Genomic DNA, 25,949 nt, shown 5'->3' on the forward strand with positions numbered 1-25,949 from the left:
AGCAAAAGAGGGCGCAACTGATTGCGCCCTCTTTCACATTCTCAACGGCCTTTTGGGCGCGGTTATGCGCCTGCGGTCCCGATCCCGTGGGCCGCATAGACCTCTGCCACGCGGGCCACGGCGGCCTCGGGTGACACTTCTTCGCTTTCGCCGGTGCGCCGGTCGGTGAGCTCCACCACGCCGTTCTTCAGGCCACGGGGGCCGACGGTGATGCGCCATGGCAGGCCGATCAGATCCATCGTGGCGAACTTGCCGCCTGCGCGTTCATTGCGGTCATCGTAAAGCGGCTCTAGCCCTGCATTCTCCAGCGCGGTCTCTAGCGCCTCACAGGCGGCATCTGCTTCGGCATCGCCTTGCTTGAGGTTCACAATCCCGCAGTGGAACGGTGTGACGCCCTCGGGCCAGATGATGCCCTTGTCGTCATGGCTGGCCTCGATGATAGCGCCCAACAGACGGCTGACGCCGATCCCGTGAGAGCCCATGTGGAGCGGCACGCGCGTGCCTTCGTCGTTCTGCACGAACGCGCCCATCTTCTCAGAATACTCGGTCCCGAAATAGAAGATCTGCCCCACCTCGATGCCCCGCGCCGTACGCTGGCGATCTTCGGGCACAGTGGCGAATTCTGCCGCGTCGTGGGTTTCATCGGTGCGCGCATAGCGAGAGGTGAACTCGGTCAGCACTTCGGCGCATTCATCCCAGTTGTCATAGTCGATCTCGCGGTCGCCGAACTTCAGATCAGTGATTTCGGCGTCATAGAACACCTCGGATTCACCAGTGTCGGCCAACACAAGGAATTCGTGCGTGTAGTCGCCGCCAATCGGGCCAGAGTCCGCGCGCATGGGGATCGCTTGCAGGCCCATGCGCTCATACGTGCGCAGGTAGGACACGAGGTGGCGGTTGTAGGCATGCAGCGCGGCTTCCTTCGTCAAATCGAAGTTATAGCCATCCTTCATCAGAAATTCTCGGCCCCGCATCACGCCGAAACGGGGGCGAACTTCATCGCGGAACTTCCACTGGATGTGGTACAGCGTCAGAGGCAGGGATTTGTAGGACGTCACGAAGGTGCCGACCATGTCGGTAATCATCTCTTCGTTGGTGGGACCGTAGAGCATGTCACGGTCATGGCGGTCCTTCAGACGCAGCATTTCGGGGCCATAGGCGTCGTAGCGCCCGGACTTTTGCCAAAGCTCGGCCGATTGCAACGTGGGCATCAACATGGGAATGTGACCGGCACGGGTCTGTTCTTCGTGGACGATCTGCTCGATCCGCTTGAGAACTTTGAACCCCAGGGGCAGCCAGGAATAAATGCCCGCGCTGGATTGCTTGATCATCCCGGCGCGCAACATCAGCCGGTGGCTGACGATCTGCGCCTCGGCGGGCGTTTCTTTGAGGACGGGCAGGAAGTAGCGGCTGAGGCGCATGTTGGCGAACCTTGGGAAATGGGTGTTCCCTGCGGTCTACGCCAAAGGGAAAACTCTCACAAGGTAGCGATGGTTTGCGGCAGCTCTGCGGGGACCGCGTTGGCCTGCGCTGCGGCGGAGCGAACCCCAAGAAACAGGGCAAGCATAGCGCCAAGGATCAGGGCGATTAGGGTGATGGACAGTACGTTCATGGTAGACATTTGGGCAGCTCCTTCTCTCCGATGTCATCACGTTAGCGTGCACAAACGCGGCGCAAAAGGCAGGCTTTCCGTACCCCGATACGCCACGCATCGCAAAAAAAAACGGCCCCGCGAAGGGACCGTTGAGGCAGTGTGAACAGGGAAGTCGGTGTGGCGGGACAAGGGACAGAAGCCCACCACACCAGAGGTACACGCGTGTTAGAACGATCCGACAGAGACAGGGGCAGCTACCATGATCGTGAACATCACAAGGATCAGCAGGACGGCTGAGCAGGCGATGGCGTTCAGGGCGATCATGGGTGTCTCTCCGGTTGGGCGCTCGATTGCGATACACCAGAGATAGGGCGTGTCGGTCGGTAGGCAAATGGCGGGAATCCCTACCGTCGCTTGCCCGTGCCCTTCACGATGCCTTCCACACCCATCGCGTTTGCCAGCGACTGGAAGCGCGATTGAGCCACCTCTCCGAACAGATCGCGCCCCTCTTCCGAGGTCAGCTTAAGGATCAACTCTCGCCGCTTTGGGTGGTATTTCAATTGCCCATGATCCACCGGGTTGGCGGTGGCGAACATCGCACCGAAGCGCATGGCGCGGCCCAGATTTTCGGCCTCTTGCACTCGCGACGCGGGAAGAAGGTCCAACAGGTTGGTATCAAAGCCTGTGCCCGACCGGTTGGATTTATAGCGGTGCAGCAACGCCAGCCCCAGATAGACACGTTCGCCGTGGGTCAACCCACCCAAGTTGGCCCGCGTGGCGTTATCAAAGCAGACCTCGGCGCGGTAATCGGGGTGGGCGCGCCAGCTGACGTCATGGAGCAGACATGCCGCCCGCACGAGGCGCTTTTTCTCGGGCCGTGCGCCGGAAAACAACGGCTCCACAAAACGGTATAGCGCCCGGCCAAAGCCCGGATGCCGCGCCGATGATGCCTCGGCGTGGCGGGCGGCTTCGATCAGCGGATCACGGTGGCGCAGGGTGTCCGACATTTGGTCATAAAGCAGACCTTCGCGGATGCCGTAGCTGGAGATCGCCACTTCCTTGGGGCGCACCTGCCGCACCAGTTCTTTCAGCACGAGCGAAGCAATGGGCACCAACCGCATCCGCTCGGACGAGGTGCCCGTTTCGGCCCGCAGTGCCTCTGGGTCCACTTCGCCGATGTGCTTGATCGTGTTCATGATCGCCTTGGGCGTCATGCGGTATTCGTGCAGAACCCGCAGCGGATAATCGCGGCGCACCATGTCAACGCGCGCAATCGCCCGCCATGATCCGCCCACCAGAAACAGGCGCTTGGGGGCCGTTGGAAACTCTGCCACCAGTGCTGCGACCTTTTCACGGATGTGCTTGCGGATGGCCTTCTTGCCGCCTTTCATCCCCATCAATTTCAGCGGCCCCAAATCCGAAGTGCGCCGCGTGCCTACAACGCCGTCGCCCAATAGCTCGGCCAGCTCCATCGACGAGCCGCCGATATCGCAGATCAATCCTTCCGCGCCGGGCCACCCCAGCAGCACCCCTTGGGCCGACAGGCGGGCTTCTTCCGCGCCATCAAGGATTTGAATTTCCAGCCCCGTTTCGCGAAGCACTTCTGCGCGGAAATCAGGCCCGTCCTCGGCGTCGCGCACCGCAGCGGTGGCCACGGTCAGCATGGGGGTTACGTCCATCTCTTGCGCTAGAACTGCAAAACGCTTCAGCGCGCGCAACGCCCGCACACGGCCTTCGGCATTCAAGCGGCCTGTTTCAGCGAAACCCGCCCCAAGACCACACAGGATTTTCTCGTTGAAGTAATACGCCGGAGACCGCGCCGCGCCGTCGAAAACCACGAAACGGACTGAGTTTGATCCGATGTCGATCACCCCCACACGGGCCAGTGACCGCGCCTCGGGGCCATCAAACAACGGCAACCCAAAGGGACCGAAATCAGGGTCTTGTTCACCCATATCGGGCCCTCCAAGGTCGTCTATATCAAGGATGGCACGGGCGCGCCGCTTGGGTCAATCTTCGCTGTGGGTCAACTCGGGCACATCCTTCGCGCCGGCGCTTCCGCGCCCGGATAGCGAAGGATTTTCCATGAAGAAACGGTGGCAATTGAATGGGTTATCCAATTCACTCAGATCAGGGCGCAGGTAGGTTCCATCGGGTTGCAGAACCCAGCTTTGCGCGACGTCAGCTAGATTGGCGGCCATGATTTGGCTGACAATCTGCGCCTTCACGGTGGGGTTCGTGCATTCCACCAGCGTTTCAACGCGACGGTTCAGGTTGCGCCCCATCCAATCGGCCGAGCTGATGTAGACCCGCGCCTTTTTGGCCGGAAGCCCGTGGCCATTGCCAAAGCAAACGATGCGTGAATGTTCGAGAAAACGGCCCACAATGGACTTCACGCGGATCGTTTCGCTCAACCCTTCGATGCCGGGGCGCAAGCCGCAAATGCCGCGGATCACCAGATCAATCTGCACCCCGGCTTGGCTAGCTTGATAGAGCGCATCTATCACGTCCGGTTCGATCAGCGAGTTCATCTTCGCCCAGATCATCGCAGGCTTTCCGGCTCGGGCGTGCTCGGCCTCGGCCAAGATCCCGTCAATCAGGGTCTTCTTGAGCATCAAAGGCGAGATGGAGAGGTTTTCGAGCGACTCCGGCTCGGCATAACCGCCGATGTAGTTGAACACCTTCGTGGCGTCCCGCCCGAGAGAGGCGTCGTTGGTGAACAGGCTCAGGTCCGTATAAAACCGCGCCGTAATCGGGTGGTAATTGCCGGTGCCGTAATGGGTATAGGTGACCAGCTTGTCGCCCTCACGGCGCACCACGGTGCTGATTTTTGCGTGGGTTTTGTAGTTGATGAACCCATAGACCACATGGGCGCCCGAGCGTTCCAGCTTGCGCGATTGGCGGATGTTGGCGGCCTCGTCGAAACGAGCCTTCAGCTCGACCAGCGCAGTGACAGATTTCCCGTTCTCCGCCGCTTCGCATAGCGCCTCCACGATCGGACTTTCGTTCGAGGTCCGGTAGAGCGTCTGTTTGATGGCCACCACGTTGGGATCACGGGCCGCTTGGGCCAGAAAACGGATCACCATATCGAAGGTTTCATAGGGGTGGTGGAGCAGCATATCCTTCTTGCTGATCGCGGCAAACATATCGCCATCGTGGTCCTGCACCCGTTCCGGCACGCGGGGAGTGAAGCTGCGCCACATAAGGTCCGAGCGGTCATCACGCACCAGTTCCTTCAGGGAAACCAAGCCGATCATACCTTTGACTTCGACGACCTCGTCGCCGGTGACATGCAATTCTTCGATGATCTCTTGGGCCAGCTTTTCTGGCGCCCCGTCGCTGATTTGCAGGCGGACGACCTCGCCCCGTCGGCGGCGCTTCAAGGCGGTTTCAAATTCGCGCACAAGGTCTTCGGCTTCTTCCTCGACCTCTAGGTCCGAGTCGCGCAGGACGCGGAACATGCAAGACCCGCTGAGCTTATAGCCCGGAAACAGCGCCACGATGTTGAGAAGCAACAGCTCCTCCAGCGGCAACATGCGGATCGAGCCTTCTTCGGCAGGCAGCGAGATAAAGCGGTCAATCTGGCCGGGGATCGGCAAGAGCGCCTGCAACACGCGCCCGTCGCGGTCGCGTTTGAGTTGCAGCGCCAGGGCAATGCCTTCGTTCGGGATGAACGGAAACGGATGGGCCGGATCAATGGCCAAAGGCGATAGGACAGGAAAGACCTGTGCCAGGAAAATTTCCGACAGGTGCCGTTCGTCGGCAGAGGTCAGGTCTTCGCGGGTGACCACGGTGATGCCCGTGGCCTCTAGCTCGGCGCGGACGTCGATCCAGGCTTGTTGCTGTTTGCGCATCAATTGGCGGGCGTTGGCGTTAATCAGTTTCAACTGCTCTGCCGGGGTGCGCCCGTCGTGGGCGGGCGTATGGTTGCCCTCTTGCGCCAGCTCGCGCAGGCCCGCCACGCGGACGGTGTAGAACTCATCAAGGTTACCCGCCGAGATCGAGATGAAGCGCACGCGTTCCAGCAGGGGAACACGAGGGTTCACGGCCTCTTCCAACACCCGCCAGTTGAAGGCGAGCCAGCTAAGTTCACGGTTGAAGAAACGGGCCGGCCCTTCGGCGTCGGGGACGGAAACCGGGGCGGGGTGCGGGGCGTTCAGGAAGTCTGCAAAGCTCATGGGCGCGGCCTATCGGCAAAGTGTGACGTCACGATGACGTATCATCGGCGGGGGACGCAAGGTCTGCGTCGGACAGGGCCTGGCGTGCGTGGGACAGGGAAGGCTTGCGTTTTTCGCTAAGCGACAGGGCGTCAACACGGGCCACGAAGGCATCGGCGGCAGCAAAGGAGCGTTCCAACCGTGGGGCCGCGTAGTTAAGGATTTGCGGCGACAGTGGCAGTTTACGGTCAAACGCCCGCTTCATCATCACCGCCATCAATAGCGCGTCATCAGGGGCCTCTAGGGTCGCTAATCCGGCCTGCGCAAGTCGGCTGGCCAGATCGGGCAACTTTGTCCCCCACCGCGACGGAGGTTTGCGGGCGGTGAACAGAAGCGGCGCATTGCGGTGGAACATGGCGTTGTGAAGGTGAAACACCCCCTCCTCCGCTGAAGCGTCGTCGCAGATGGTATCTGCCTCCTCGACCACAAGGGCGGGGGCCTCGGTTAAGCTCTCGATATTGGCGGCGACGTCACGCGCGGCAATGATCTGCGCGCCGGCTGCCTGGGCGAATACATGGGCCAAGTGGGTTTTGCCCGACGCCGCGGGGCCGCAAAGCACCAGTTTCGACAGGGGCCAGTCTTGCCACCCGTCAATCTGCGACACCGCCCCGGCGTTGGCCGATGAGACAAAGAAATCATCCCGCCCCATCGCCGGGCGAAGGGGAAGATCAAAGGTAAGTTGCTGGGGCATCAGGCGTCTTCTTCGGTCGTATCTCGGGCGGCGATCCCTTGGTAGAGCATCCCCTCTTGGTACCGCTCCACGAAGTAGCGCACGAGCACGCCAATTACAGCCGCCACGGGAACACCGACGAGCATCCCGACAAAGCCAAAGACCGTGCCGAAAGCCGACAGGGCAAAGATCAGCCAGACCGGATGCAGCCCGACCGAGGAGCCGACGAGTTTTGGGGTCAGCACGTTGCCTTCCAGCACCTGCCCGATCATGAAGATGGCGATGACGCTGAAGATCCACGTCCATTCGCCCCAGAACTGGAACAGCGCCAAGCCTATGGCCAAGGCCCCGCCCACCAGCGCGCCCACATAGGGGATGAAGGTCAGAAGGCCCGCGATAAGCCCGACCACGAGGCCGAATTGCAGACCGACGATCATCAGGGCCACGGCGTAGAACGTCCCCAGCACCAAGCAAACGGTCCCCTGACCGCGCACAAAGCTGGCCAACGTGCGGTCAATACGGGCCGCCAGAAGGCGGATTGTGGGGGCGTGGTCACGGGGCAAAAGCTGGTCGATCCGGGCCACCATCCGGTCCCAATCCAACAGCATGTAGAAGGCCACAACGGGCACAACGACGATAAAGACGATGACGTTCACGACGCTGGCGGCCGAAGATAGGACGGTCTGAAGCAGCTCGGCCCCGCGCGATTGGATCGTCTCCCCCAGATTGGCGAGAGAGGTCTGGATCGGGGAGCCCTCATCGAAGGCGTTGGGGAAGCGTTCGGTCAGGAAGCTGCGAAGGTTTTCAAACAGGCCGGGAGCGGCCTCGATCAAGCCGGAGGATTGCTGCACCAAAAGCGGCACAATCGCCAGAGTAATCGTGACAACGCTGAGGATCAGGAAGACGAAAATGATGGTCGTGGCGATGGCGCGAGAGCAGCCCATCCGCTCCAGCCGGTCGGCCACGGGATCAAGGAAATAGGCAATGGCACCGCCTACAAGGAACGGCATGATGACGTTCCCCAACACCCAAAGGAGCAGAAGGAAGACCGCTGCCGAGACGGACCAATAAAGAGCTTGTTGCCGGACGGGCAGAGCCATGCAGATGCCTTTCGTTACCTTGTCTTAGATGCGTCAGGCGACGGTGCAGTGCAAGGGGCGGGTGATTTATGGCGAGGGAGAATGGGCGGTTTGCGCGGAAACGCAGGGAATTGGAGGGGCGCTTGGAAGGCATCATCACTGGGGGCTGGCCCCAAACGCACCCTTCATTGGGGGCCAGCCCCCAAACCCCCGGAGGTGTATGGGCCAAGATGAAGGAGCACCTAGAGCGCGCGCGAGATTGCAGCGGCCGTGGCTTGGGGATGGGTAAGTGGGGCCATGTGAGCCGCGTTGGGGATGATCTGGCGGCGGGCGTGGGGGATATCCTTGGCGAGGCGGGTCAGTATTTCAGCAATGACGGGGGGAGAGCGATCGCCCTGTAGCAGAAGGGTTGGGGTTTGAAGGCGCGACAAGCGGGGAAGCAGGTTGGCGGTGTCCGAGGTAAGGGCAGGCTCGCAGGCGGCGGGGATCCAGATGCGGTCCGTAACGTAGGATTGCAAGGCGGGCGCCATGGCGTCAAAGGGCTCTGCCCCCCACAGGGACAGGAAGATGCGGGCAGCAGCGGATTTGTCACCATAGGCCAAGTGGGAGGGGATATCGGCGGTGAGAGCATCATGGGCGGCGCGGCCGGGACCTGTGGCGGCGCAGAACAGGACCGGTTCGATCAGGGTGAGGGATTTAACGCGCGCCGGGTGATCGAGCGCGAGGCGCAGGGCGATGGTGGCGCCGAAGGAATGGCCGATCAGATGTGTTGGTGTTTGGGGCAGATGGGTGGCGGCCTCGGCTGTGGCTTGCTCATGGAAGTCACGCGACGCGTCATGGGTGGGGCCGTTCCCGTGGGACAGCAAATCCGGCGCGATCATGGTAAAGCGGTCCCGCAGGTGGCGGGCCATGGGCCCCCAAGCGCCCCCTTGGGCCAAGGTGCAATGGAGCAGCAGGGCCGTTTCCGGCCCGCTGCCCCAGTGTTTGACGCTCATGCCAGAGAGGCGAAATAGGTATCAAGATCGTCGATGCGGTCCTGGCCCCAGAAACGCTCGGACCCGTCAACAATGTAGAAGGGGGCGCCGAAGGCCCCTGCTGTGATCGCCTCTTCAAGGTTGCGGGCGTAGACCTCGGCCCCGGACAGCATACCGCTGTTGACCAAATTGCCGTCAAACCCTGCGCTTTCCAAGGCGGCGCGGATCACGTCATCTTCGGCGATGTTGCGTTCTTCCGCCCAACAAGCCCGGGCCAAAGCGAAAGTCAGCGCGCCCAGATCGCCGCCGCCCGCCTTTTGCGCGGCAATCAAGGCATAGGAAGAGGGCGCGGGATTTGTGGGAAAGAACATCGGCTGGAGGTTTATCGGTAGGCCTGCCTTCGCCGCTTGGCGGCGCATCTCTTGCAGGCGATATTCTTGCCGGCTTTGGTGGCGTTTACCGGGTGGCACACCGCCCGTGGCCGCAAAGAGCCCCATCAGATCGAGCGGTTTGTAGGTGACGCTGGCCCCGTGTTTGGCGGCGACCGCCTCCATCCGCGTGCCGGCGAGATAGACGTTGGGTGAGAACGTGGCAAAGTAGTAGTCGATATGTGCCATCTTGGCCCCCTTCCGGTGGTTGTGCGCCCATTTAGGCTTTCGCGAACCGTGGGCTGAGTGCTAGGGGGTGTCAACAGCTCAGGGGGTGGCCACGTGGGGACGGGGCGACACCCCGCATCTCGGGGACTAATGACTATGGCTGCACAAGATCCAAAACTCATTTCTGGCAATGCGAACAAGACTTTGGCGGAATCCATCGCGCGACGCATGTCGATGCACCGGGGGCTGCAAGTGGGCCTTGTGGATGCCCGAGTCGAACGGTTCAACGACGGTGAGATCTTTGTGGAGGTCTATGAAAACGTCCGCGGCGAAGACATGTTCATCATCCAGCCCACCTCGCGCCCTGCCAATGACAACCTGATGGAGCTGTTGGTTATGGCCGACGCGCTGCGCCGGTCCTCGGCCGCGCGCATCACGGCAGTGATCCCCTATTTCGGTTACGCCCGCCAAGATCGCCGCACCAAGGCACGTACGCCAATCACCGCTAAGCTCGTCGCCAACATGATCGCTTCTGGCGGGATTGAAAGGGTTCTGACCATGGACCTGCATGCGGCGCAGATCCAGGGCTTCTTCGATGTGCCGGTAGACAACCTTTATGCCTCGCCAATCTTCGCGCTGGATATCCTGCACCAATTTGGCGGCGATATGAGCGATGTGATGATCGTCTCTCCCGATGTGGGGGGCGTGGCGCGGGCGCGGGAACTGGCAAGCCGGATCGGCGTGCCCCTGTCCATCGTAGACAAGCGCCGCGAAAAGGCGGGCGAAGTGGCCGGCATGACTGTGATCGGCGATGTGACCGGTAAGAAATGTATCATCGTTGACGACATTTGCGACACGGCGGGCACCCTGTGCAAAGCTGCCGAAGTGCTGATGGAGGCCGGAGCGCTGGAAGTGCATTCCTACATCACCCACGGTGTCATGTCCGGCCCTGCGGTGGAGCGGGTCACGAACTCGGTCATGAAATCGCTGGTCATCACCGACACGATTGAGGCGACCGAAGCCGTCGCCAACTGCCCCAACATTCGCGTTGTCCCGACCGCGCCGATGTTCGCGCAGTCGATCCTGAATGTCTGGCACGGCACGTCGGTTTCGTCGCTGTTCGACACGGCGTCCTTGGTGCCGATTTACGAGAGCCTTTACCCCAACGGCATGTGGGGCCGCTAAGGCAGCTCGGCGGAGCCCCCGGACGTGGGTTCCGCCTTTGCGGCCTTTGGCGACAGCACGAAGACCGCAAGAAACAGACCCTGCCAACCTATATACAGTGCGGAAAGGCCCGCGAGTTCTAGCGCTGCGTCGTGGTCAAAAAAGGCGGCCACGCCAATGGCCCACATCGTCGGCAAAAGCGTTGCCAAGCCGATACAGGTCCACGGGGTTCTGTATCGGCCAATGAAGGCCAAAGGGACCGCCACTGACAGCGCGCCCACGGGGCTCCCGAGACCGTAAGGCAGAATGAAGCTCGGGTCGGCATTACTGAAAGAAACCATCGCCACATAGACCGCCGCTGCGATGCCCGCCATTGACGTGACCAAGAACGCCACGCTGACATGGGGGCGTTGCTTGGCGAATATGTGCAGCAATGCTCCGCCGAAAAGGCCAAACGCGATCCCTGCGGTGGATGAGAAGCTAACAAGCAACCCTGATAAGTCGCCCAAGCCAAGCCGCTCTAGCTGGTCCATTACCGGGGTAAGCGCGGCGGCGGATATCCAACCGGACAGCGTTGCGGCGGCAATCGTCCAAAGGATACGTCCTTGCTTCAAGGTGTCGATGACTGGGGTCATAGGTGTCGCCTTTCACGGTGTGCACCGCACCTTCGCAAGAAAATGAACGACGTTCAACTCTTGAGCCGTATCTTTCGTATCACTGCCGACCGCCAGCCGTTCGGTTTGACTCCGGTCGCCCCCCAGAGCTCATTCTTGGATGGGCGTCTGCTCCAACCGACCTAGAGTGGTGAAAATTGACCTCAAACGGCGGGAAGACTTGAACCTTGGGCGACACCAAACGTTGGTGGGCGCCGTCTAGGCACATTCCTCGAAGGTCTGGGAACGGATGTCTTCGATAAAGGCTTCTGGCCAGTGAAGGCGCCAACAGAGCTTGTGAACCGGTGAATGCGTAAACAGGCTGGGGTAAAGTTCCAAGAACTCGGAATCGTCGGTGCTCTCGCGCAAGCGTTTGATCAGATGGGGCGGGAGGGTGGATAGGCGATCCCCGGCCTCCCACTGGTGGGCGGCGGTGGGATTGGTCGCGACGGTGTATTCGAACGCATAATGCATCCAGTGGTAAGGCCGAAACCTGGAAGCCGCCCCTGCGCCGGGCGTCACGGCCCAAACCGGATTGGCTCGGACCCGATGACGCCATCGCCGTTGCAAGGGCCGGAGCAGCGACTTGCCGGCAGGGACGCGGTCCCGATCCCAATAGGCACACATGTTTTGCAGCCATGCTTCCGTCAATTCGAGGCCCGGCGTCGCCACAAGGAACCAACTTCCCAACACTGTGCCTGCCCGCCCTCGCCGGAACGCGAAGAATGGGGCGTTCTCCACCCTTTGACGTGTCCAAGCTGCGACACCGGGCATCGGTAGAACCGTCGCATCAAACCATGCGCCGCCCCTCTCTTGCAGGAGCTGCACACGCAGGAGGTTGCTTTTTGCCTGTATCGTCAGGCCGCGGTCAGAAAGGCCAAGTTCGTCGATGTGAGAGGCCAATTCATCCCCTTCGACGATATGGACGTTGGTGCGGCCTACAAGGCTTTCCCAACGGTCAAAATTGGCTTGGACCATCGCAGGCGCGTGGTCGCGGCCTGCCTCTCAAAGACTGAAAAATTTCATGGATGGCCCGTCAACTTTCGCACCTTTTCCGTGGTGCTACCCAACGTCCCAAGCATCCTCGTCCGGGACCTCGCCGATCGCCATCCAGTCGGCCCGGATACGGGCGACGCGGCTATCGCCCCAAGTGCGGAACACCAAAGAGCAGCCAGTTTGGGTGATCTTCTCGACCCGGAGATCCGCACGTTGGTTTGTATCGCCGCCAGTGTCCCACATGGAGATTGAGACATGAACCATAGGCGGTTCCAGATACGCTTCCGCGAACTCTACCTCTGTCACAGCCTCACGGGGTCCATCACCGGTCCACATGGGGCCGTTGTTAGCGAAATCCGAAAACATGACGCTGGACCCTTGGTCGACAGCGATGAGGTTGTTTTTAAAGCGTTTCATATCAACATCGTGGCGTTACGCCTTGTTGATACGCGGATTTCGATGGGGATGCCGTAGAAAAATCGAAACGATTACATGATTTTTGGAAGTTGATACAAAAACGCCCCCGGCGATGAAGCCGAGGGCGCTAAAGTCAAATCAACCGAGATTACCGGCCGATGATTGCGTCCAGCGTGGATGTCAGATCTGCGTGATACTTCGCAGCGACATCCGCAGCGCCACCCGTTGCCGCAGAAACACGGGCCTCGGACGCGGAGATCAGTTCTTCTACCAAGGATGCTTCAACTTCCTCGATCGGCAATGCCATTTCAGCCAAGATCGTCGCCGAAGGGCCCGCGATATCCGCGAAGCCACCGGTGACGAAGTAGGACTTTTCGCCGTCCGTGCCCGCAACCTTCAAAACGCCGGGGCGCAATGTGGTGATCATGGGCGAATGATCCGGCATCGCTGTCAGGTCCCCATCTGCGCCGGGGATCTGCACTTCGCTGACCTCGAAAGAGGCCAAACGCCGCTCGGGCGAAACAAGATCGAATTGCATGGTTGCCATGTCGGCCTCCAGTCATAGAGCGAATGGCGGGCTGAACCCCGCCCCACGGTGCCCTTGCAGGCGGTCCGTAGGGCGGGATGTTTCCCGCCGTTGGATTAGGCGGCGTCCGCTGCCATTTTCTCGGCTTTGGCGATCACTTCGTCGATGCCACCAACCATGTAGAATGCGCCTTCGGGCAGGTGATCGTATTCACCCGCAACAACCGCCTTGAACGAGGCAATCGTGTCTTCCAGCTGCACCTGAATGCCGTCGGAACCGGTGAAGACTTTCGCCACGTCGAACGGCTGCGAGAGGAAGCGCTGGATCTTACGGGCACGGGCCACGGTCAGCTTATCTTCTTCAGACAGTTCGTCCATGCCGAGAATGGCGATGATGTCCTGCAACGACTTGTAGCGCTGAAGGATACCTTGGACGTCACGGGCAACCTGATAGTGCTCTTCGCCAACAATCGTTGGGTCCATCAGACGCGAGGAGCTATCGAGCGGGTCAACCGCCGGGTAGATGCCAAGCTCGGAGATGGCACGCGACAGAACGGTTGTCGCGTCCAAGTGAGCAAAGGTGGTTGCTGGCGCAGGGTCGGTAAGGTCATCCGCAGGCACGTAAACGGCCTGAATGGAGGTAATCGAACCGCGTGTGGTCGATGTAATACGCTCCTGCATGGTGCCCATGTCGGTGGCCAGTGTTGGCTGGTAGCCCACAGCGGAAGGAATACGACCCAGAAGGGCCGAAACCTCGGAACCGGCTTGGGTGAAGCGGAAGATGTTGTCGATGAAGAACAACACGTCTGCGCCAGTCGCGTCGCGGAACTGTTCCGCGATCGTCAGACCGGACAGAGCAATCCGCATACGCGCACCTGGAGGCTCGTTCATCTGGCCGTAAACCAGCGCAATTTTCGACTCTTCGAGGTTATCGGGAACGATAACGCCGGATTCGATCATCTCGTGGTAAAGGTCGTTGCCTTCACGGGTCCGTTCACCAACGCCCGCGAACACGGACACACCAGAGTGCACCTTCGCGATGTTGTTGATCAGTTCCATGATAAGAACCGTTTTGCCCACGCCGGCACCGCCGAACAGGCCAATCTTACCACCTTTAGAATAAGGCGCGAGAAGGTCCACAACCTTAATGCCGGTCACAAGGATTTCGGCCTCGGTGGACTGGTCTGCGAAGTCTGGTGCGTCCTGGTGGATGCCGCGACGTTCTTCAGTGGCGACAGGGCCGCCTTCGTCAACGGGCTCGCCCACAACGTTCAGAATACGACCCAGAGTGGCAGGGCCAACTGGAACCGTGATCGGGCCGCCCGTGTCGGTCACTTCCTGACCACGGACAAGACCTTCGGAAGAGTCCATCGCGATGGTACGAACCGTACCTTCGCCAAGGTGCTGAGCAACCTCTAGAACCAGACGCTTACCGTCGTTTGTGGTTTCCAGGGCGTTCAGGATCTCTGGCAGGTTATCGTTGAACTGCACGTCAACGACAGCGCCGATGACCTGCGTAATTTTACCGACTGCATTAGCCATGTGGTGTCTCCGTCGTTAAAGCGCTTCAGCGCCCGAGATAATTTCGATCAGCTCGCTGGTGATGACGGCCTGACGCGAGCGGTTATACTCGATGGTCAGCCGGTCAATCATGTCGCCTGCGTTCCGGGTTGCGTTGTCCATTGCGGACATCCGCGCCCCTTGTTCAGACGCACCATTTTCGAGCAGTGCGGTGAAGATCTGTGTGGCGATCCCGCGGGGAAGAAGGTCTTCCAACACGGCCTCTTCCGAGGGCTCGTATTCATACAGCGTTGCAGGCTCTGCATCTTCGCTTGCTTCAAAGACAGCGGGGATGATCTGAGTTGCCGTTGGCACCTGAGAGATCACCGACTGAAAGCGGTTGAAGAAGATCGTTGCAACGTCGAATTCATCGGCGTCGAAACGGGCCAGAACATCCGAGGCGATCTCAGCGGCATTGGAATAGCCAATGCGTTTGACTTCGGACAGATCTACATGACCGATCAGGTGATCGGCATAGTCGCGCTTGATCTGTTCGCGGCCTTTTTTGCCTACGGTCAGGATCTTGATCGTTTTACCTGCTGCCAAAAGCTCGGCCGCGTGGGCACGGGCTTTACGCACGATGGTAGAGTTGAAGCCCCCGCAGAGGCCCCGCTCTGCCGTCATGACGATCAGCAGGTGAACTTGATCCCGGCCATTGCCAGCCAGAAGACGCGGCGCGCCTTCCGAATTGCCAACGGCAGATGCCAGGCCGCTCATCACGGCCTCCATCTTATCCGCATAGGGACGCGCCATCTCCGCCGATTCCTGCGCACGGCGCAGTTTTGCAGCGGCGACCATTTGCATCGCCTTGGTGATCTTGCGGGTCGATTTGACCGACGCGATCCGGTTTTTTAGGTCCTTGAGATTGGGCATGCCAAATCTCCCTTACGCGAAATCGGCGGCGAATTCTTCGATAGCTGCCTTCAGTTTGTCGGCTGCATCACCCTTGATCTTCGGATCTTCGTTCGTGATCCAATCCAGCACGTCCTTCTTGTTGGAGCGCATGTGGTTCAGAAGACCTTCCTCAAAGCGACCCACGTCACCGACGGGCAGCTTGTCGAGGAAACCGTTGGTGCCCGCGAAGATCATGGTAACGATCTCGGCGTTGGTCAGCGGCGAGTACTGAGGCTGCTTCATCATCTCGGTCAGACGCGCACCACGGGCCAGAAGGGCTTGGGTGGAAGCATCAAGATCGGAACCGAACTGAGCAAACGCGGCCATCTCGCGGTACTGAGCGAGCGACAGCTTCACCGGACCCGCAACGGAGGACATCGCCTTCGTCTGAGCCGAGGAACCAACACGCGAAACCGACAGACCGGTGTTCACAGCAGGGCGGATACCCTGGAAGAACAATTCTGTCTCAAGGAAGATCTGACCGTCGGTGATCGAAATCACGTTGGTTGGAATAAACGCCGAAACATCGCCACCTTGGGTTTCGATGACAGGCAGCGCTGTCAAGGAACCGGAACCGTTGTCCTCGTTCAGTTTCGAGGAACGCTCCAGCAGACGAGAGTGCAGGTAGAAAACGTCGCCAGGATAGGCTTCACGGCCTGGTGGGCGACGCAGAAGCAGGGACATCTGACGGTAAGACACGGCCTGCTTGGACAGATCATCATAAACGATCAGCGCGTGACGGCCGTTGTCGCGGAAGTGCTCGGCCATGGCGGTAGCCGCATAAGGCGCGAGGAACTGCATGGGCGCAGGGTCGGAAGCGGTCGCGGCCACAACGATCGTGTATTCGATCGCGCCGGTTTCTTCCAACTTCTTCACCAGCTGCGCCACGGTGGAACGCTTTTGGCCCACAGCAACGTAGATACAGTAAAGTTTCTTGTTTTCGTCGTCACCAGCGGCGTCGTTGTAGGACTTCTGGTTGAGGATCGCGTCGAGCGCCACAGCGGTTTTACCGGTCTGACGGTCGCCAATGATCAATTCGCGCTGGCCACGGCCAACGGGGATCATCGCGTCGATCGCCTTAATGCCTGTCGCCATCGGCTCATGCACCGATTTACGAGGGATAATGCCGGGCGCTTTGCTGTCGGCGATGCGACGGCCAGAAGCGTTGATCGGACCTTTGCCGTCCAGCGGGTTACCCAGACCGTCAACAACACGACCCAGAAGCTCGTCACCGGCAGGAACGTCCACGATGGAGTTCGTGCGCTTGACCGTGTCGCCTTCTTTAATGTCCCGGTCGGAACCAAAGATAACAACACCCACGTTGTCGGATTCAAGGTTCAGGGCCATGCCCTGAATGCCGCCGGGGAATTCGACCATCTCACCGGCTTGGCAATTGTCGAGGCCATAGACACGGGCAATACCGTCGCCCACAGACAGAACCCGACCAACCTCGGCCACTTGGGCGTCTTGCCCAAACGTCTTGATCTGGTCTTTGAGGATCTGAGAAATCTCAGCTGCTTGGATAGCCATTATCCGACCTCTTTCATCGTATTCTGGAGTGCGTTCAGCTTGGAGCGGACCGACGTGTCGATCATCTTCGAGCCAATTTTTACAACAAGACCGCCAATGATTTTCTCATCAACGGTCGCTTTAACAGTCACGGTCTTGCCTACCTGCGCCTTGAGCGACTTGGTGAGCTTGTCCAGTTGTGTTTTCGTCAGGGCCTTGGCCGAGGTCACTTCGGCGGTCACTTCGCCCTTGTGATCAGCAATGCGCGCCCGCAGTTCCGCCAGCAGCGCAGGCAAAACGAACAGGCGGCGCTTTTCGGCCATCAGGCGCAATGTGTTGCCGGTCATCGCCTGCAAATTCATTGCATCCGCCACGCCACCAATCGCCGCTGCGGTTTGCTCGCGGCTGTAGATCGGTGAGTGGATTAGATCACGCAGATCAGCACTTTCGGAAAGGGCCGCGTCGAGTGCATCGACGTCCCCTTCCAGCGCTGGAAGCGCTTTGGCCTCAGAGGCCAACTCAAACATCGCGGTCGCGTAGCGCGCGGCAATGCCGGTCGAGATCGAAGCAGGTTCGCTCACATCAACCCTTTCATATGCACGTCCAGTGGTCGGGAAGCGTGGTGATGCCTCTCGATATGACGTGTCAGGGCGGCCCAATCCGCCCGTTCCCCGGTAAATCGAGCGTGATGTAGCAGAGGGTTTGAATTGCTGCAACCGTCCTGAAAACCGCCTGATTTGGCAGCAAACTCAATAAAAACAAGGTTGTGCACGGAATTTTCTGCGGTGCGGCGGTTTGCCCGCGAAAAATGCACGGCGCAATTCGGCGATTCTTAACGATTTGATGAAGGTGCCCGCTCAAATTCGCACAGAAGGTGGGGGTATCCGTTAGTTCCGCGCGCGCCATGGCCCTATGTCACTGCCCCGGCCTGCCAACGTCGCGCGGCACTGGCCAGACGCGCGCCATAGAGTCGGGCGGTTTCCAGATCCACGGCGTCCAGCAGCGTGTCAGGTGACTGTGCATCGGTCGCCGTCAGTCCTAACCACGATCCGTCCCGGTTGATGCCGGGGCGATTCTCGATCACCGGGGTGCCGATCTCGGCCTGCCCGACCCAGATCATGCCCATCTGCACCGCAAAAGTCGTCAGCCGCTGCAAGGCAAACCCTTTGTCCCCCGAGGGGTGACACGCCACCGTAAAGCCGCCCGCCAGCTTGTCGCGCCATTGGCTCGTGTGCCAACGCGGGCCAGAGGCGTCTTCAAGGAATTGGTCAAACCGCGCCGCCGTGGACCCCATATAGGTCGGCGCCCCAAAGGCGATGGCCGTGGCCGCGTCCAGCGCGGCCCAATCGTCGGGCCGGATCGCGGTCACATCTATCACCCGCGCATCCCCCGCGCCTTCGGCAACAGCCCGTGCCAAAAGCGCCGTGCGACCGGCGCCGCTATAGTAAGGAATGCAGATCATCCAAGATGTCTCCCCGAAACGCCCACGGGCTGCGGGCTGCCTTCCAGCACGCGCAAGGGGCGACGCACCCGTTCGGCGAGGCCCGGCTTGCGACGGGCGGGTATGCGTTTGGAGGCCTCGATCAAGATGACCCCGCCTGCGCGGTTGCGGCTGAGCGTGGTGCCGAGGCTCTCCAACATATCAGCGGATTTCAACCAGAACCGTTTCGGCGAAGGCAGTGCGAACAAAGCCGCGGCGTGGCGTTGGGGGATGAAATCAAACGCTTCTAACTGCGCCTCTAGCTGGCCCAAGGAATAGGGCCGCCCGAACCCAAATGGCGTCCCATCGCGCCGGGCCCATAGCCCCATCCGGTTCGGCACCACAAACATCGCCCGCCCGCCCGGTGCCAAGACCCGCTGGCATTCGTCCAGGACCGATGCCGGATGCTCGGATGTCTCTAACCCATGCAAACAAATCAACTTATCGGCCTGCCCTGTCTGCACGGGCCATAGCCCTTCGCGACACAAAAGCGAGACATTATCCATCCCTGCAGGCCAAGGCATCACGCCCTGCTCTGCGGGCATCACGCCGATCACCCGTTGCGCTTCGGCCAGATAGGGGCGCATCAAGGGCACCGCAAAGCCAAAGCCTACAACGGTTTCCCCCTTGGCCGAGGGCCACATCCCCAACATGCGTTCACGCACCGCTTTCTGGGCAATCCGCCCCAGCCGCGTGCGGTAGTAGAACTGCCGCAGGTCAATGACATCCAGATGCACGGCGACGTGCTCCCCTTAAAAGCCGATTGCATACTTATCGCCCACATCGCAGGCTACTGGGCAAATCTTTAACCGAAGCGAGCGTAAAGACCATGGCCGATCCGCAGATCATCACCATCCCCTGCCTTGAAGACAACTACGCCTTCCTTCTGCATGATCCGGCCACGGGGGCTACGGCCTGTATCGACGCCCCCGAGCCTGCGCCTATCCTTGCCGAGCTTCAGACCCGGGGCTGGACCCTGTCCGACATTCTCATCACTCATCATCATTGGGACCATATAGATGGGGTCGAGGCACTTGTGTCCGCCACCGGTGCGAAGGTTTGGGGCGGTGCTGCCGATGCCCACCGCCTGCCCCCGCTGGATCATGCGTTGTCTGAAGGGGATACGGTCACCATCGGCAACCTGTCGGGCACTGTGCTGGATGTATCCGGCCATTCGCTCGGCCACATTGCGTTCCACTTTCCCACCGTCAAAGCCGCTTTCACCGCCGATAGCTTGATGGCCCTGGGTTGCGGGCGCTTGTTTGAAGGCACTCCGGCGCAGATGCATGACAGCCTTCAAAAGCTGGCCGCCCTGCCCGCTGACACAATTGTATATTCCGGCCATGAATACACCGCCGCGAACGCACGATTTGCGTTAACTATTGAACCGGACAATCCAGACCTTATCTCTCGGGTAGCGCGCATCACCGCCGCCCGCGCGGCCGGTGAGGCGACTGTCCCTTCGACACTGGCCGAAGAATTGGCCACGAACCCCTTCCTGCGGGCAGACCAACCCGCCATAGCTGCCACCCTCAACCTGACCGACGCGGACCCTGTCCGTGTCTTTACCCAGATACGCGCTCAAAAAGATGCGTTCTAGGCAACCGACCAAAAAACCAGCAGCACCAGTGCTTTAGATCAATTTCGAGGCAGTTTCCCCCCTCGATCCTGCCCGAAACACACTGTGTTGATGCGAATTTGCTTGAAACCTGCCCGTGGAAAGCAAAATTTAACAATATGAGGCCACGATCGAGCGATGGGCTGCGGCCTGCCTCGATGCAGACGAAAGGAGCACAGATAGTGCCGTCTTTTTCGAACACACTGGAACAGGCCATCCATGCCGCTTTGGCCAACGCCAACGCACGTCGCCACGAATTGGCCACGTTGGAGCACCTGCTTCTCGCGCTTATTGATGAACCCGACGCGCAAAAGGTCATGAAGGCCTGCTCCGTCGACATCGAAGTGCTGCGCGACACGCTGTCCAAATTCATCGACGATGATCTGTCGACGCTGGAAACCGATGTTGAAGGGTCCGAGGCTGTGCCCACGGCCGCTTTCCAACGGGTGATCCAACGCGCCGCGATCCATGTCCAATCCTCGGGCCGGACCGAAGTGACCGGGGCCAATGTGCTGGTCGCCATCTTCGCCGAGCGCGAGTCGAATGCCGCCTACTTCCTGCAAGAGCAGGACATGACCCGGTATGACGCCGTCAACTTCATCGCCCACGGGGTCGCCAAAGACCCCAGCTATGGCGAAGCGCGTCCCGTGACCGGGGCCGAAGATGAAGGCGCCGATTCCCCCAATCTGCAAGAAGAAGCCGTGCAGGAGGAAAAGGAATCCGCCCTCGCGAAATACTGCGTCGATCTGAACGCCAAGGCGATCAAGGGCGATGTGGACCCGCTGATTGGCCGCTCGTCCGAGGTGGAGCGTTGCATTCAAGTGCTGTGCCGCCGCCGCAAGAATAACCCGCTTCTGGTGGGCGATCCCGGCGTTGGTAAAACAGCGATTGCAGAAGGCTTGGCCAAGAAGATCGTGGAGGGGGAGACCCCCGAAGTGCTGGAAGGCGCCACGATCTATTCGCTCGATATGGGGGCGCTGCTTGCTGGCACCCGCTACCGTGGCGACTTTGAAGAGCGTCTGAAAGCCGTGGTGAAAGAGCTTGAAGATCATCCCGATGCGGTTTTGTTTATCGACGAAATCCACACCGTTATCGGTGCGGGTGCGACCTCTGGTGGGGCAATGGATGCCTCCAACCTGCTGAAGCCCGCGCTGCAAGGCGGCGGTCTGCGGTGCATGGGTTCCACGACTTATAAAGAGTTCCGCCAACACTTTGAGAAGGACCGCGCCCTGTCGCGGCGTTTCCAGAAGATCGACGTGGCCGAGCCTTCGGTGGATGACGCGGTGAAGATCCTCAAAGGTCTCAAGCCGTATTTTGAGGAGCATCACGGGGTGAAATACACCGCCGATGCGATCAAGACATCGGTGGAATTGGCCTCTCGCTACATCAACGACCGCAAGCTGCCCGACAGCGCGATTGACGTGATCGATGAAGCGGGCGCGGCGCAGCATCTGGTGGTGGAAAGCAAACGTCGCAAGACGATTGGTACGAAGGAAGTGGAAGATGTGGTCGCCAAGATCGCCCGCATTCCGCCCAAGAACGTCTCAAAGGACGATGCCGTTGTGCTGAAAGACCTTGAGGTGTCCCTGAAACGGGTCGTCTTCGGGCAGGACAAGGCGATTGAGGCGCTGTCTTCCTCCATCAAGCTGGCACGCGCTGGCCTGCGGGAGCCTGAAAAGCCCATCGGCAACTACCTGTTCGCAGGCCCGACAGGTGTGGGTAAAACCGAGGTAGCCAAGCAGTTGGCCGATACCTTGGGCGTTGAACTGATCCGTTTCGACATGTCCGAGTACATGGAGAAACACGCGGTTTCCCGCCTTATCGGTGCCCCTCCGGGCTATGTGGGCTTTGATCAAGGTGGCCTTCTGACCGACGGCATCGACCAGCATCCCCATTGTGTGCTGCTGTTGGATGAGATCGAAAAAGCGCACCCCGATGTGTTCAACATCCTGCTTCAGATCATGGATCACGGGACGTTGACCGATCACAACGGACGCTCGGTCGATTTCCGCAATGTGGTGCTGATCATGACCTCCAACGCAGGTGCGGCGGAACAGGCGAAAGCTGCTATCGGCTTCAACCGTGATCGTCGTGAAGGCGAAGACACCGCCGCGATTGAACGTACGTTCACACCGGAATTCCGCAACCGGTTGGATGCGGTCATCTCCTTCGGCGCCTTGCCGAAGAGCGTGATCTTGCAAGTGGTTGAAAAGTTCGTGCTGCAACTGGAAGCGCAGCTGATGGACCGCAACGTCACGATCGAGCTGACGAAACCGGCGGCCGAATGGCTGGCAGAAAAAGGCTACGATGATCGCATGGGCGCGCGCCCCCTTGGCCGCGTAATCCAGGAGCACATCAAGAAGCCCCTGGCGGAGGAGCTGTTGTTTGGCAAACTCGCCAAAGGCGGCAACGTGAAGGTCGGCGTCAAAGATGGTGCCATCGACCTGCGGGTGGATGAAGCGGGCAGCCCCCGCCTATCGCCCAAGAAGAAACCGCCGCTTCTGACCGCTGATTAATGTCAGCGCATCGGTGAAAATCCCCAAGGGCCGTGGATCATTCCCCGGCCCTTTTTCTTTGTTAGATTGCCCTCCGGCGTCTGTTGCCCTTAGCCTTCCTTCCTGAGTGTTCTGCCACAATCTCATCCAAAGGCGTCCCCATGCGCGCGTTGTCCGTCCTTATCCTTTCCGCCCTTCCCGCCGCCGCGCAGGATGCCCCGGTGCTGACCTTTCCGGTCGTTTGCGAATTGGGCGAAACTTGCATGATCCAACAATTGGTGGACCGCGACGCCGGCCCCGATGCGCTGGATTTCACCTGCGGTCCCATGACCTACGACGGCCATCGCGGCACGGACATCCGCGTCCCGGATATGGAGGCTTTGGCGGCTGGCATCCCGATTGTCGCCGCCGCCCCCGGAACCATCCTTGGCACTCGCAACAACGTACCAGACACAGGCATTGGCGGCTTTCCTGAGGGTCAGGACTGCGGCAACGGGGTGGTGATCGAGCATGAAGACGGCTGGCAAACCCAGTATTGCCACATGGCCCAAGGCTCCGTTCTGGTCCGCACCGGGGACGTGGTCGCAGCAGGTGACGCCTTGGGAGAAATGGGTTTTTCAGGAAGCACCGAGTTTCCCCACCTCCACCTGACCCTACGCCATGAGGGGGAGGTGGTTGACCCCTTCGACCCGACCGACTCCGCCACCTGCGGCGAGGGTGCCTCGCCTCTTTGGGGCGAGCCGGTGCCATTGGCCCAAGGCGGCATCCTGAGCGTTGGATTCGCCCAAGCCGTGCCTGAATTTGATGCAATCCGGGCGGGCACGGCGGATGCCGCCACGCTAAGAGCCGATGCCGATGCCATTGTTATCTGGGGTTTCTTCCACGGCGGACGCACGGGCGATATCGTGACCGCCACCATCACCGCCCCCAACGGCGCGGTGTTTCACACCCAAGAGATCGCTCTGGAAGCTACCCAAGCGCAGCTTTTCCGCGCAACGGGGCGCCGGATACGGGAACCAATCGCACCGGGCCAATATATAGGCACCATCACGATTAGCCGTGACGGCGTGCCGCTCGACCAGGCAACAACCTCGGTTACAGTGAATTAACGCTCCGTCAGCTTCAGCTCGATCCGCCGGTTTGCCGCCTGCCCAAGTGCCGTCGCGTTCGAAGCAATTGGGCGATGTTCCCCGAATCCGGTGGCGGCCAAACGGCGCGGCGGGATGCCCAGTTGTTCGCTCATGTAAAGCACCACGGCCAAGGCGCGGGCTTGGCTGAGTTCCCAGTTGTTGGCGTATGTCGCGCCTTCGCGAAGCTGCTGGTCATCGGTGTGGCCGTCCACGCGGATGATCCAGTCAATTGCTTCGGGGATGTCTTCGGCGATCTCCAACAGCAATTCAGCCACGTTTTCGATTTGCGCCAAGCCTTCTTCGGCCAGGTCGGCAGAGCCCACTTCGAACAGCACTTCGGACGAGAAAACAAAGCGATCCCCCTCGATCCGCACGCCTTCGCGGCCCTCCAGCAACTCGCGCAGGCGTCCGAAAAACTCCGAGCGGTAGCGCTCCAGTTCCTGCGCTTCTGCGGCCAGACGTTCCACCTCGGCGGCCTCGAGTTCGGCGCGGGCGCGTTCTTCGGCGGCCAATTGCGCCAGCGCTGTATTCAGCCTGGAACCCAAGGCTTGGATTTGCACCTGCGCCTCTTCATCGCGGTCCTCTGACAGGGAGAGCAACGACTGGAGCGATCCCAATTGTGCCCGCAACGCCGCGACCTGCTCGTTCAACAGGGCCACCTGCTGCGCGCTTTGCGTGGATTGGGCTTGGGTTGCCTCGAGCTCTCGGTTGGCCTGCGCCAGAAGGGCATCGCGGCGTTCAGCATCGGACAAAGCTTCTGCCAAGGCCGCTTCCGTCGACTGACGCGCCGCGAGGGCGGCGGCCAATTGCGCTTCCAGGGCGCTCAAATCTCCGGCGGTATTGGCGGCTTCTGCAACTTGGGCCTCGGACGCGGCGATGGTGGCTTCCAGTTCCGCAACACGGGCGGCGGCGCTGGCCTCTGCGCTTTCAAGGCGCGACAGCGTCAGGGCCAATTGCCGTTCCAACTCCGTCATTTCACCGCTTTGGGTCGAAAGCGCGGCCTCGGCCCGGTCCAGTTCCAACCGGGCGGCGGCAAGGGCATCGGCAAGGGAAGCGGCCTCTCCCTGCCCGTCTTCCGCACGCGCCAAAGCGCCGGCCAGGCGCGTCGCCAGATCGTCGCGGGCGGCATCGGCGGCGGCCAACAACGTCAACGTATCCTCGGCCCGCTGGCGCTGTTCCTCCAAAGCCAGAGACATGGCGGTCAACTCGGCGTCGGCATCTTCCAGACGTCGGCGCAGCGCTTCGGCGGCGGCGGCTTCGGCCAAACGACCCGCCTCTTCCTCGGACAAGGCGGCGGTAGCGGCATCCAGCTGCGTGCGCAGGGCAGCAGCGGCAGCAGCTTCGGCCAGGCGCGCGGCTTCTTCTTCGGACAGGGCTGTTTGCAGATCCCCCAAGCGGGCCCGAAGCGCCTCGGCAGCGGCAAGATCAGCAAGGCGCGCGGCCTCTTCTTCGGAGAGTTCCGTTTCCGCTTCTGCCAGACGCAGGCGCAGGGCCTCGGCGGCGGCGGCTTCCGCCAATCGCGCCGTCTCTGCCTCGGTCAGTTCCCCCTCAACCCCTTGCAGGCGAGAGAGAAGTTCTTCGGTTTGCTCATCACCACTGGCCAGTGCGGCCAAGGCCGCTGTCAGGGACCGGTCGCTATCCACCAGCGATCCCGCCAGTTGCGCGTTGCGGGTTTCGGCGCCCGCCAGTGCGGTCAGGGCTTGGGTCAGGGCCGTTTGCCGCGCCTCCAATTCGGACGAGGTGGACGACAATGCGGCCAAAGCCTCGGCCAGCGAGGTTTCACGGGCGGCCCCTTCGGCCTCCAGATCCGCGATCAACGCCTCGAGCGCTTCGCGGCGGGCCGCCGCCAGCCTTGCGGCCTCGGAGGCTTCGTCAATCTCGGATCGGGCCGTTGCCAGCGCGAGGTTCAGGGCTTCGGCCTGACTCATCGCCTCGGCCAATTCCGCCTCGGTCGCGGCTTGGCCTGCAACCAAGTCCGAGTTCCGCGCCAACAGCCCCGCAACCTGTTCTTCGAACGCCACGATCTGCGCCGATTGCGCGGCACTCTGCGCGGTCAGCGACGCAATCAGCGCCTCTTGTGCGGCGGCTTCTGCCTCTGCATCGGAAAGAGAGCCGGAAAGAGTCGCGACCCGCGATTCCAATTGCCCGGCGCGGGCCTCTTCCAGCCCCAAGGCTTGGGCCAGTTGGTTCACCTGTGCGGTTAACGAATTGAGTTCATCGTCTTGAGTGCTGATCTCTTCTGACAGCACGTATTGCATGACCATGAAGATCGTCAGCACGAAGATCATCACCATCAACAGCGCCGTGATGGCATCCACAAAGCCGGGCCAAATCGCCCCGGACACGCCTTGTTTGCTGCCGCGATGAAAGGCCATGGC

At 60.6% G+C, this 25,949-nt stretch carries 23 protein-coding genes; 4 read left to right on the plus strand and 19 right to left on the minus strand.

Annotated features, from left to right (window positions below):
* Positions 1–62: 62 nt before the first annotated feature.
* The 8 genes from K3728_15270 to K3728_15305 all read right to left on the minus strand — a co-directional run bounded on the left by K3728_15270 (position 63) and on the right by K3728_15305 (position 9,151).
* Positions 63–1,421 (minus strand): proline--tRNA ligase, encoded by a 1,359-nt coding sequence (locus K3728_15270; GenBank protein ID UWQ95034.1) that lies wholly within the window; start codon positions 1,419–1,421, stop codon positions 63–65.
* A gap of 56 nt (positions 1,422–1,477) precedes the next feature.
* The gene (locus K3728_15275) at positions 1,478–1,621 is read right to left on the minus strand and encodes a hypothetical protein (GenBank protein ID UWQ95035.1); all 144 of its coding nucleotides are present in this window, start codon (positions 1,619–1,621) and stop codon (positions 1,478–1,480) included.
* Positions 1,622–1,998: 377 nt separating this feature from the next.
* Positions 1,999–3,549, minus strand: a complete 1,551-nt coding sequence (locus K3728_15280) for a Ppx/GppA family phosphatase (protein ID UWQ95036.1) — start codon at positions 3,547–3,549, stop codon at positions 1,999–2,001.
* A 54-nt stretch (positions 3,550–3,603) separates the two neighbouring features.
* Positions 3,604–5,772: an RNA degradosome polyphosphate kinase gene (locus K3728_15285; GenBank protein UWQ95037.1), complete on the minus strand. Its 2,169-nt coding sequence runs from the start codon at positions 5,770–5,772 to the stop codon at positions 3,604–3,606.
* A 28-nt stretch (positions 5,773–5,800) separates the two neighbouring features.
* Positions 5,801–6,502 (minus strand): chromosomal replication initiator DnaA, encoded by a 702-nt coding sequence (locus K3728_15290; protein UWQ95038.1) that lies wholly within the window; start codon positions 6,500–6,502, stop codon positions 5,801–5,803.
* The gene (locus K3728_15295) at positions 6,502–7,581 is read right to left on the minus strand and encodes an AI-2E family transporter (GenBank protein UWQ95039.1); all 1,080 of its coding nucleotides are present in this window, start codon (positions 7,579–7,581) and stop codon (positions 6,502–6,504) included. The genes K3728_15290 and K3728_15295 overlap by 1 nt, the downstream gene beginning before the upstream one ends.
* Positions 7,582–7,802: 221 nt before the next feature.
* Positions 7,803–8,555: an alpha/beta hydrolase gene (locus K3728_15300; protein ID UWQ95040.1), complete on the minus strand. Its 753-nt coding sequence runs from the start codon at positions 8,553–8,555 to the stop codon at positions 7,803–7,805.
* Positions 8,552–9,151 carry a 2-hydroxychromene-2-carboxylate isomerase gene (locus K3728_15305; GenBank protein UWQ95041.1) on the minus strand — a complete coding sequence of 200 codons (600 nt, stop codon included), beginning with the start codon at positions 9,149–9,151 and terminating at the stop codon, positions 8,552–8,554. The genes K3728_15300 and K3728_15305 overlap by 4 nt, the downstream gene beginning before the upstream one ends.
* A 135-nt stretch (positions 9,152–9,286) precedes the next feature.
* Between K3728_15305 and K3728_15310 the strand changes: the two genes are divergently transcribed.
* Positions 9,287–10,315: a ribose-phosphate pyrophosphokinase gene (locus K3728_15310; protein UWQ95042.1), complete on the plus strand. Its 1,029-nt coding sequence runs from the start codon at positions 9,287–9,289 to the stop codon at positions 10,313–10,315.
* Here K3728_15310 and K3728_15315 read toward each other — a convergent pair.
* The 10 genes from K3728_15315 to K3728_15360 all read right to left on the minus strand — a co-directional run bounded on the left by K3728_15315 (position 10,312) and on the right by K3728_15360 (position 19,065).
* Entirely contained in the window at positions 10,312–10,929 is a 618-nt protein-coding gene (locus K3728_15315; protein UWQ95043.1) for a hypothetical protein, read from the minus strand. The two genes, K3728_15310 and K3728_15315, sit on opposite strands and share 4 nt — an antisense overlap.
* 237 nt (positions 10,930–11,166) lie before the next feature.
* Complete coding sequence (locus K3728_15320; protein UWQ95044.1) at positions 11,167–11,925, minus strand: capsular polysaccharide synthesis protein; 759 nt, start codon at positions 11,923–11,925, stop codon at positions 11,167–11,169.
* Between the two features lie 84 nt (positions 11,926–12,009).
* Positions 12,010–12,360, minus strand: coding sequence for an H-type lectin domain-containing protein (locus K3728_15325; GenBank protein UWQ95045.1), 351 nt, complete (start codon positions 12,358–12,360; stop codon positions 12,010–12,012).
* Positions 12,361–12,508: 148 nt separating this feature from the next.
* Positions 12,509–12,907: a F0F1 ATP synthase subunit epsilon gene (locus tag K3728_15330; protein UWQ95046.1), complete on the minus strand. Its 399-nt coding sequence runs from the start codon at positions 12,905–12,907 to the stop codon at positions 12,509–12,511.
* A gap of 95 nt (positions 12,908–13,002) precedes the next feature.
* Positions 13,003–14,427, minus strand: a complete 1,425-nt coding sequence (gene atpD / locus K3728_15335; GenBank protein UWQ95047.1) for a F0F1 ATP synthase subunit beta — start codon at positions 14,425–14,427, stop codon at positions 13,003–13,005.
* 15 nt (positions 14,428–14,442) lie between these two features.
* On the minus strand, positions 14,443–15,318 hold the full coding sequence (locus K3728_15340; GenBank protein UWQ95048.1) for a F0F1 ATP synthase subunit gamma: 876 nt from the start codon (positions 15,316–15,318) through the stop codon (positions 14,443–14,445).
* A gap of 12 nt (positions 15,319–15,330) precedes the next feature.
* Positions 15,331–16,869, minus strand: coding sequence for a F0F1 ATP synthase subunit alpha (atpA, locus tag K3728_15345; protein ID UWQ95049.1), 1,539 nt, complete (start codon positions 16,867–16,869; stop codon positions 15,331–15,333).
* Positions 16,869–17,429, minus strand: coding sequence for a F0F1 ATP synthase subunit delta (locus K3728_15350; protein UWQ97583.1), 561 nt, complete (start codon positions 17,427–17,429; stop codon positions 16,869–16,871). The genes atpA and K3728_15350 overlap by 1 nt, the downstream gene beginning before the upstream one ends.
* Positions 17,430–17,758: 329 nt before the next feature.
* On the minus strand, positions 17,759–18,310 hold the full coding sequence (locus K3728_15355) for a flavodoxin family protein (GenBank protein UWQ95050.1): 552 nt from the start codon (positions 18,308–18,310) through the stop codon (positions 17,759–17,761).
* Positions 18,307–19,065 (minus strand): methyltransferase domain-containing protein, encoded by a 759-nt coding sequence (locus K3728_15360; GenBank protein ID UWQ95051.1) that lies wholly within the window; start codon positions 19,063–19,065, stop codon positions 18,307–18,309. The genes K3728_15355 and K3728_15360 overlap by 4 nt, the downstream gene beginning before the upstream one ends.
* A gap of 92 nt (positions 19,066–19,157) precedes the next feature.
* Here K3728_15360 and gloB point away from each other — a divergent pair, with 92 nt between their 5' ends.
* The 3 genes from gloB to K3728_15375 all read left to right on the plus strand — a co-directional run bounded on the left by gloB (position 19,158) and on the right by K3728_15375 (position 23,550).
* A complete protein-coding gene (gloB, locus tag K3728_15365; protein UWQ95052.1) occupies positions 19,158–19,928 on the plus strand; it encodes a hydroxyacylglutathione hydrolase in 771 nt (256 codons plus the stop codon).
* A gap of 200 nt (positions 19,929–20,128) precedes the next feature.
* Positions 20,129–22,462, plus strand: a complete 2,334-nt coding sequence (gene clpA, locus K3728_15370; GenBank protein UWQ95053.1) for an ATP-dependent Clp protease ATP-binding subunit ClpA — start codon at positions 20,129–20,131, stop codon at positions 22,460–22,462.
* Positions 22,463–22,602: 140 nt separating this feature from the next.
* Positions 22,603–23,550: a M23 family metallopeptidase gene (locus tag K3728_15375; GenBank protein UWQ95054.1), complete on the plus strand. Its 948-nt coding sequence runs from the start codon at positions 22,603–22,605 to the stop codon at positions 23,548–23,550.
* Here the strand turns inward: K3728_15375 and K3728_15380 are convergent.
* A complete protein-coding gene (locus K3728_15380) occupies positions 23,547–25,946 on the minus strand; it encodes a peptidoglycan -binding protein (GenBank protein ID UWQ95055.1) in 2,400 nt (799 codons plus the stop codon). The genes K3728_15375 and K3728_15380 overlap by 4 nt on opposite strands.
* Positions 25,947–25,949 lie beyond the last annotated feature (3 nt).

It is taken from the genome of Rhodobacteraceae bacterium M385 (assembly GCA_025141835.1).
In the GTDB taxonomy this organism is placed as follows: domain Bacteria; phylum Pseudomonadota; class Alphaproteobacteria; order Rhodobacterales; family Rhodobacteraceae; genus Gymnodinialimonas.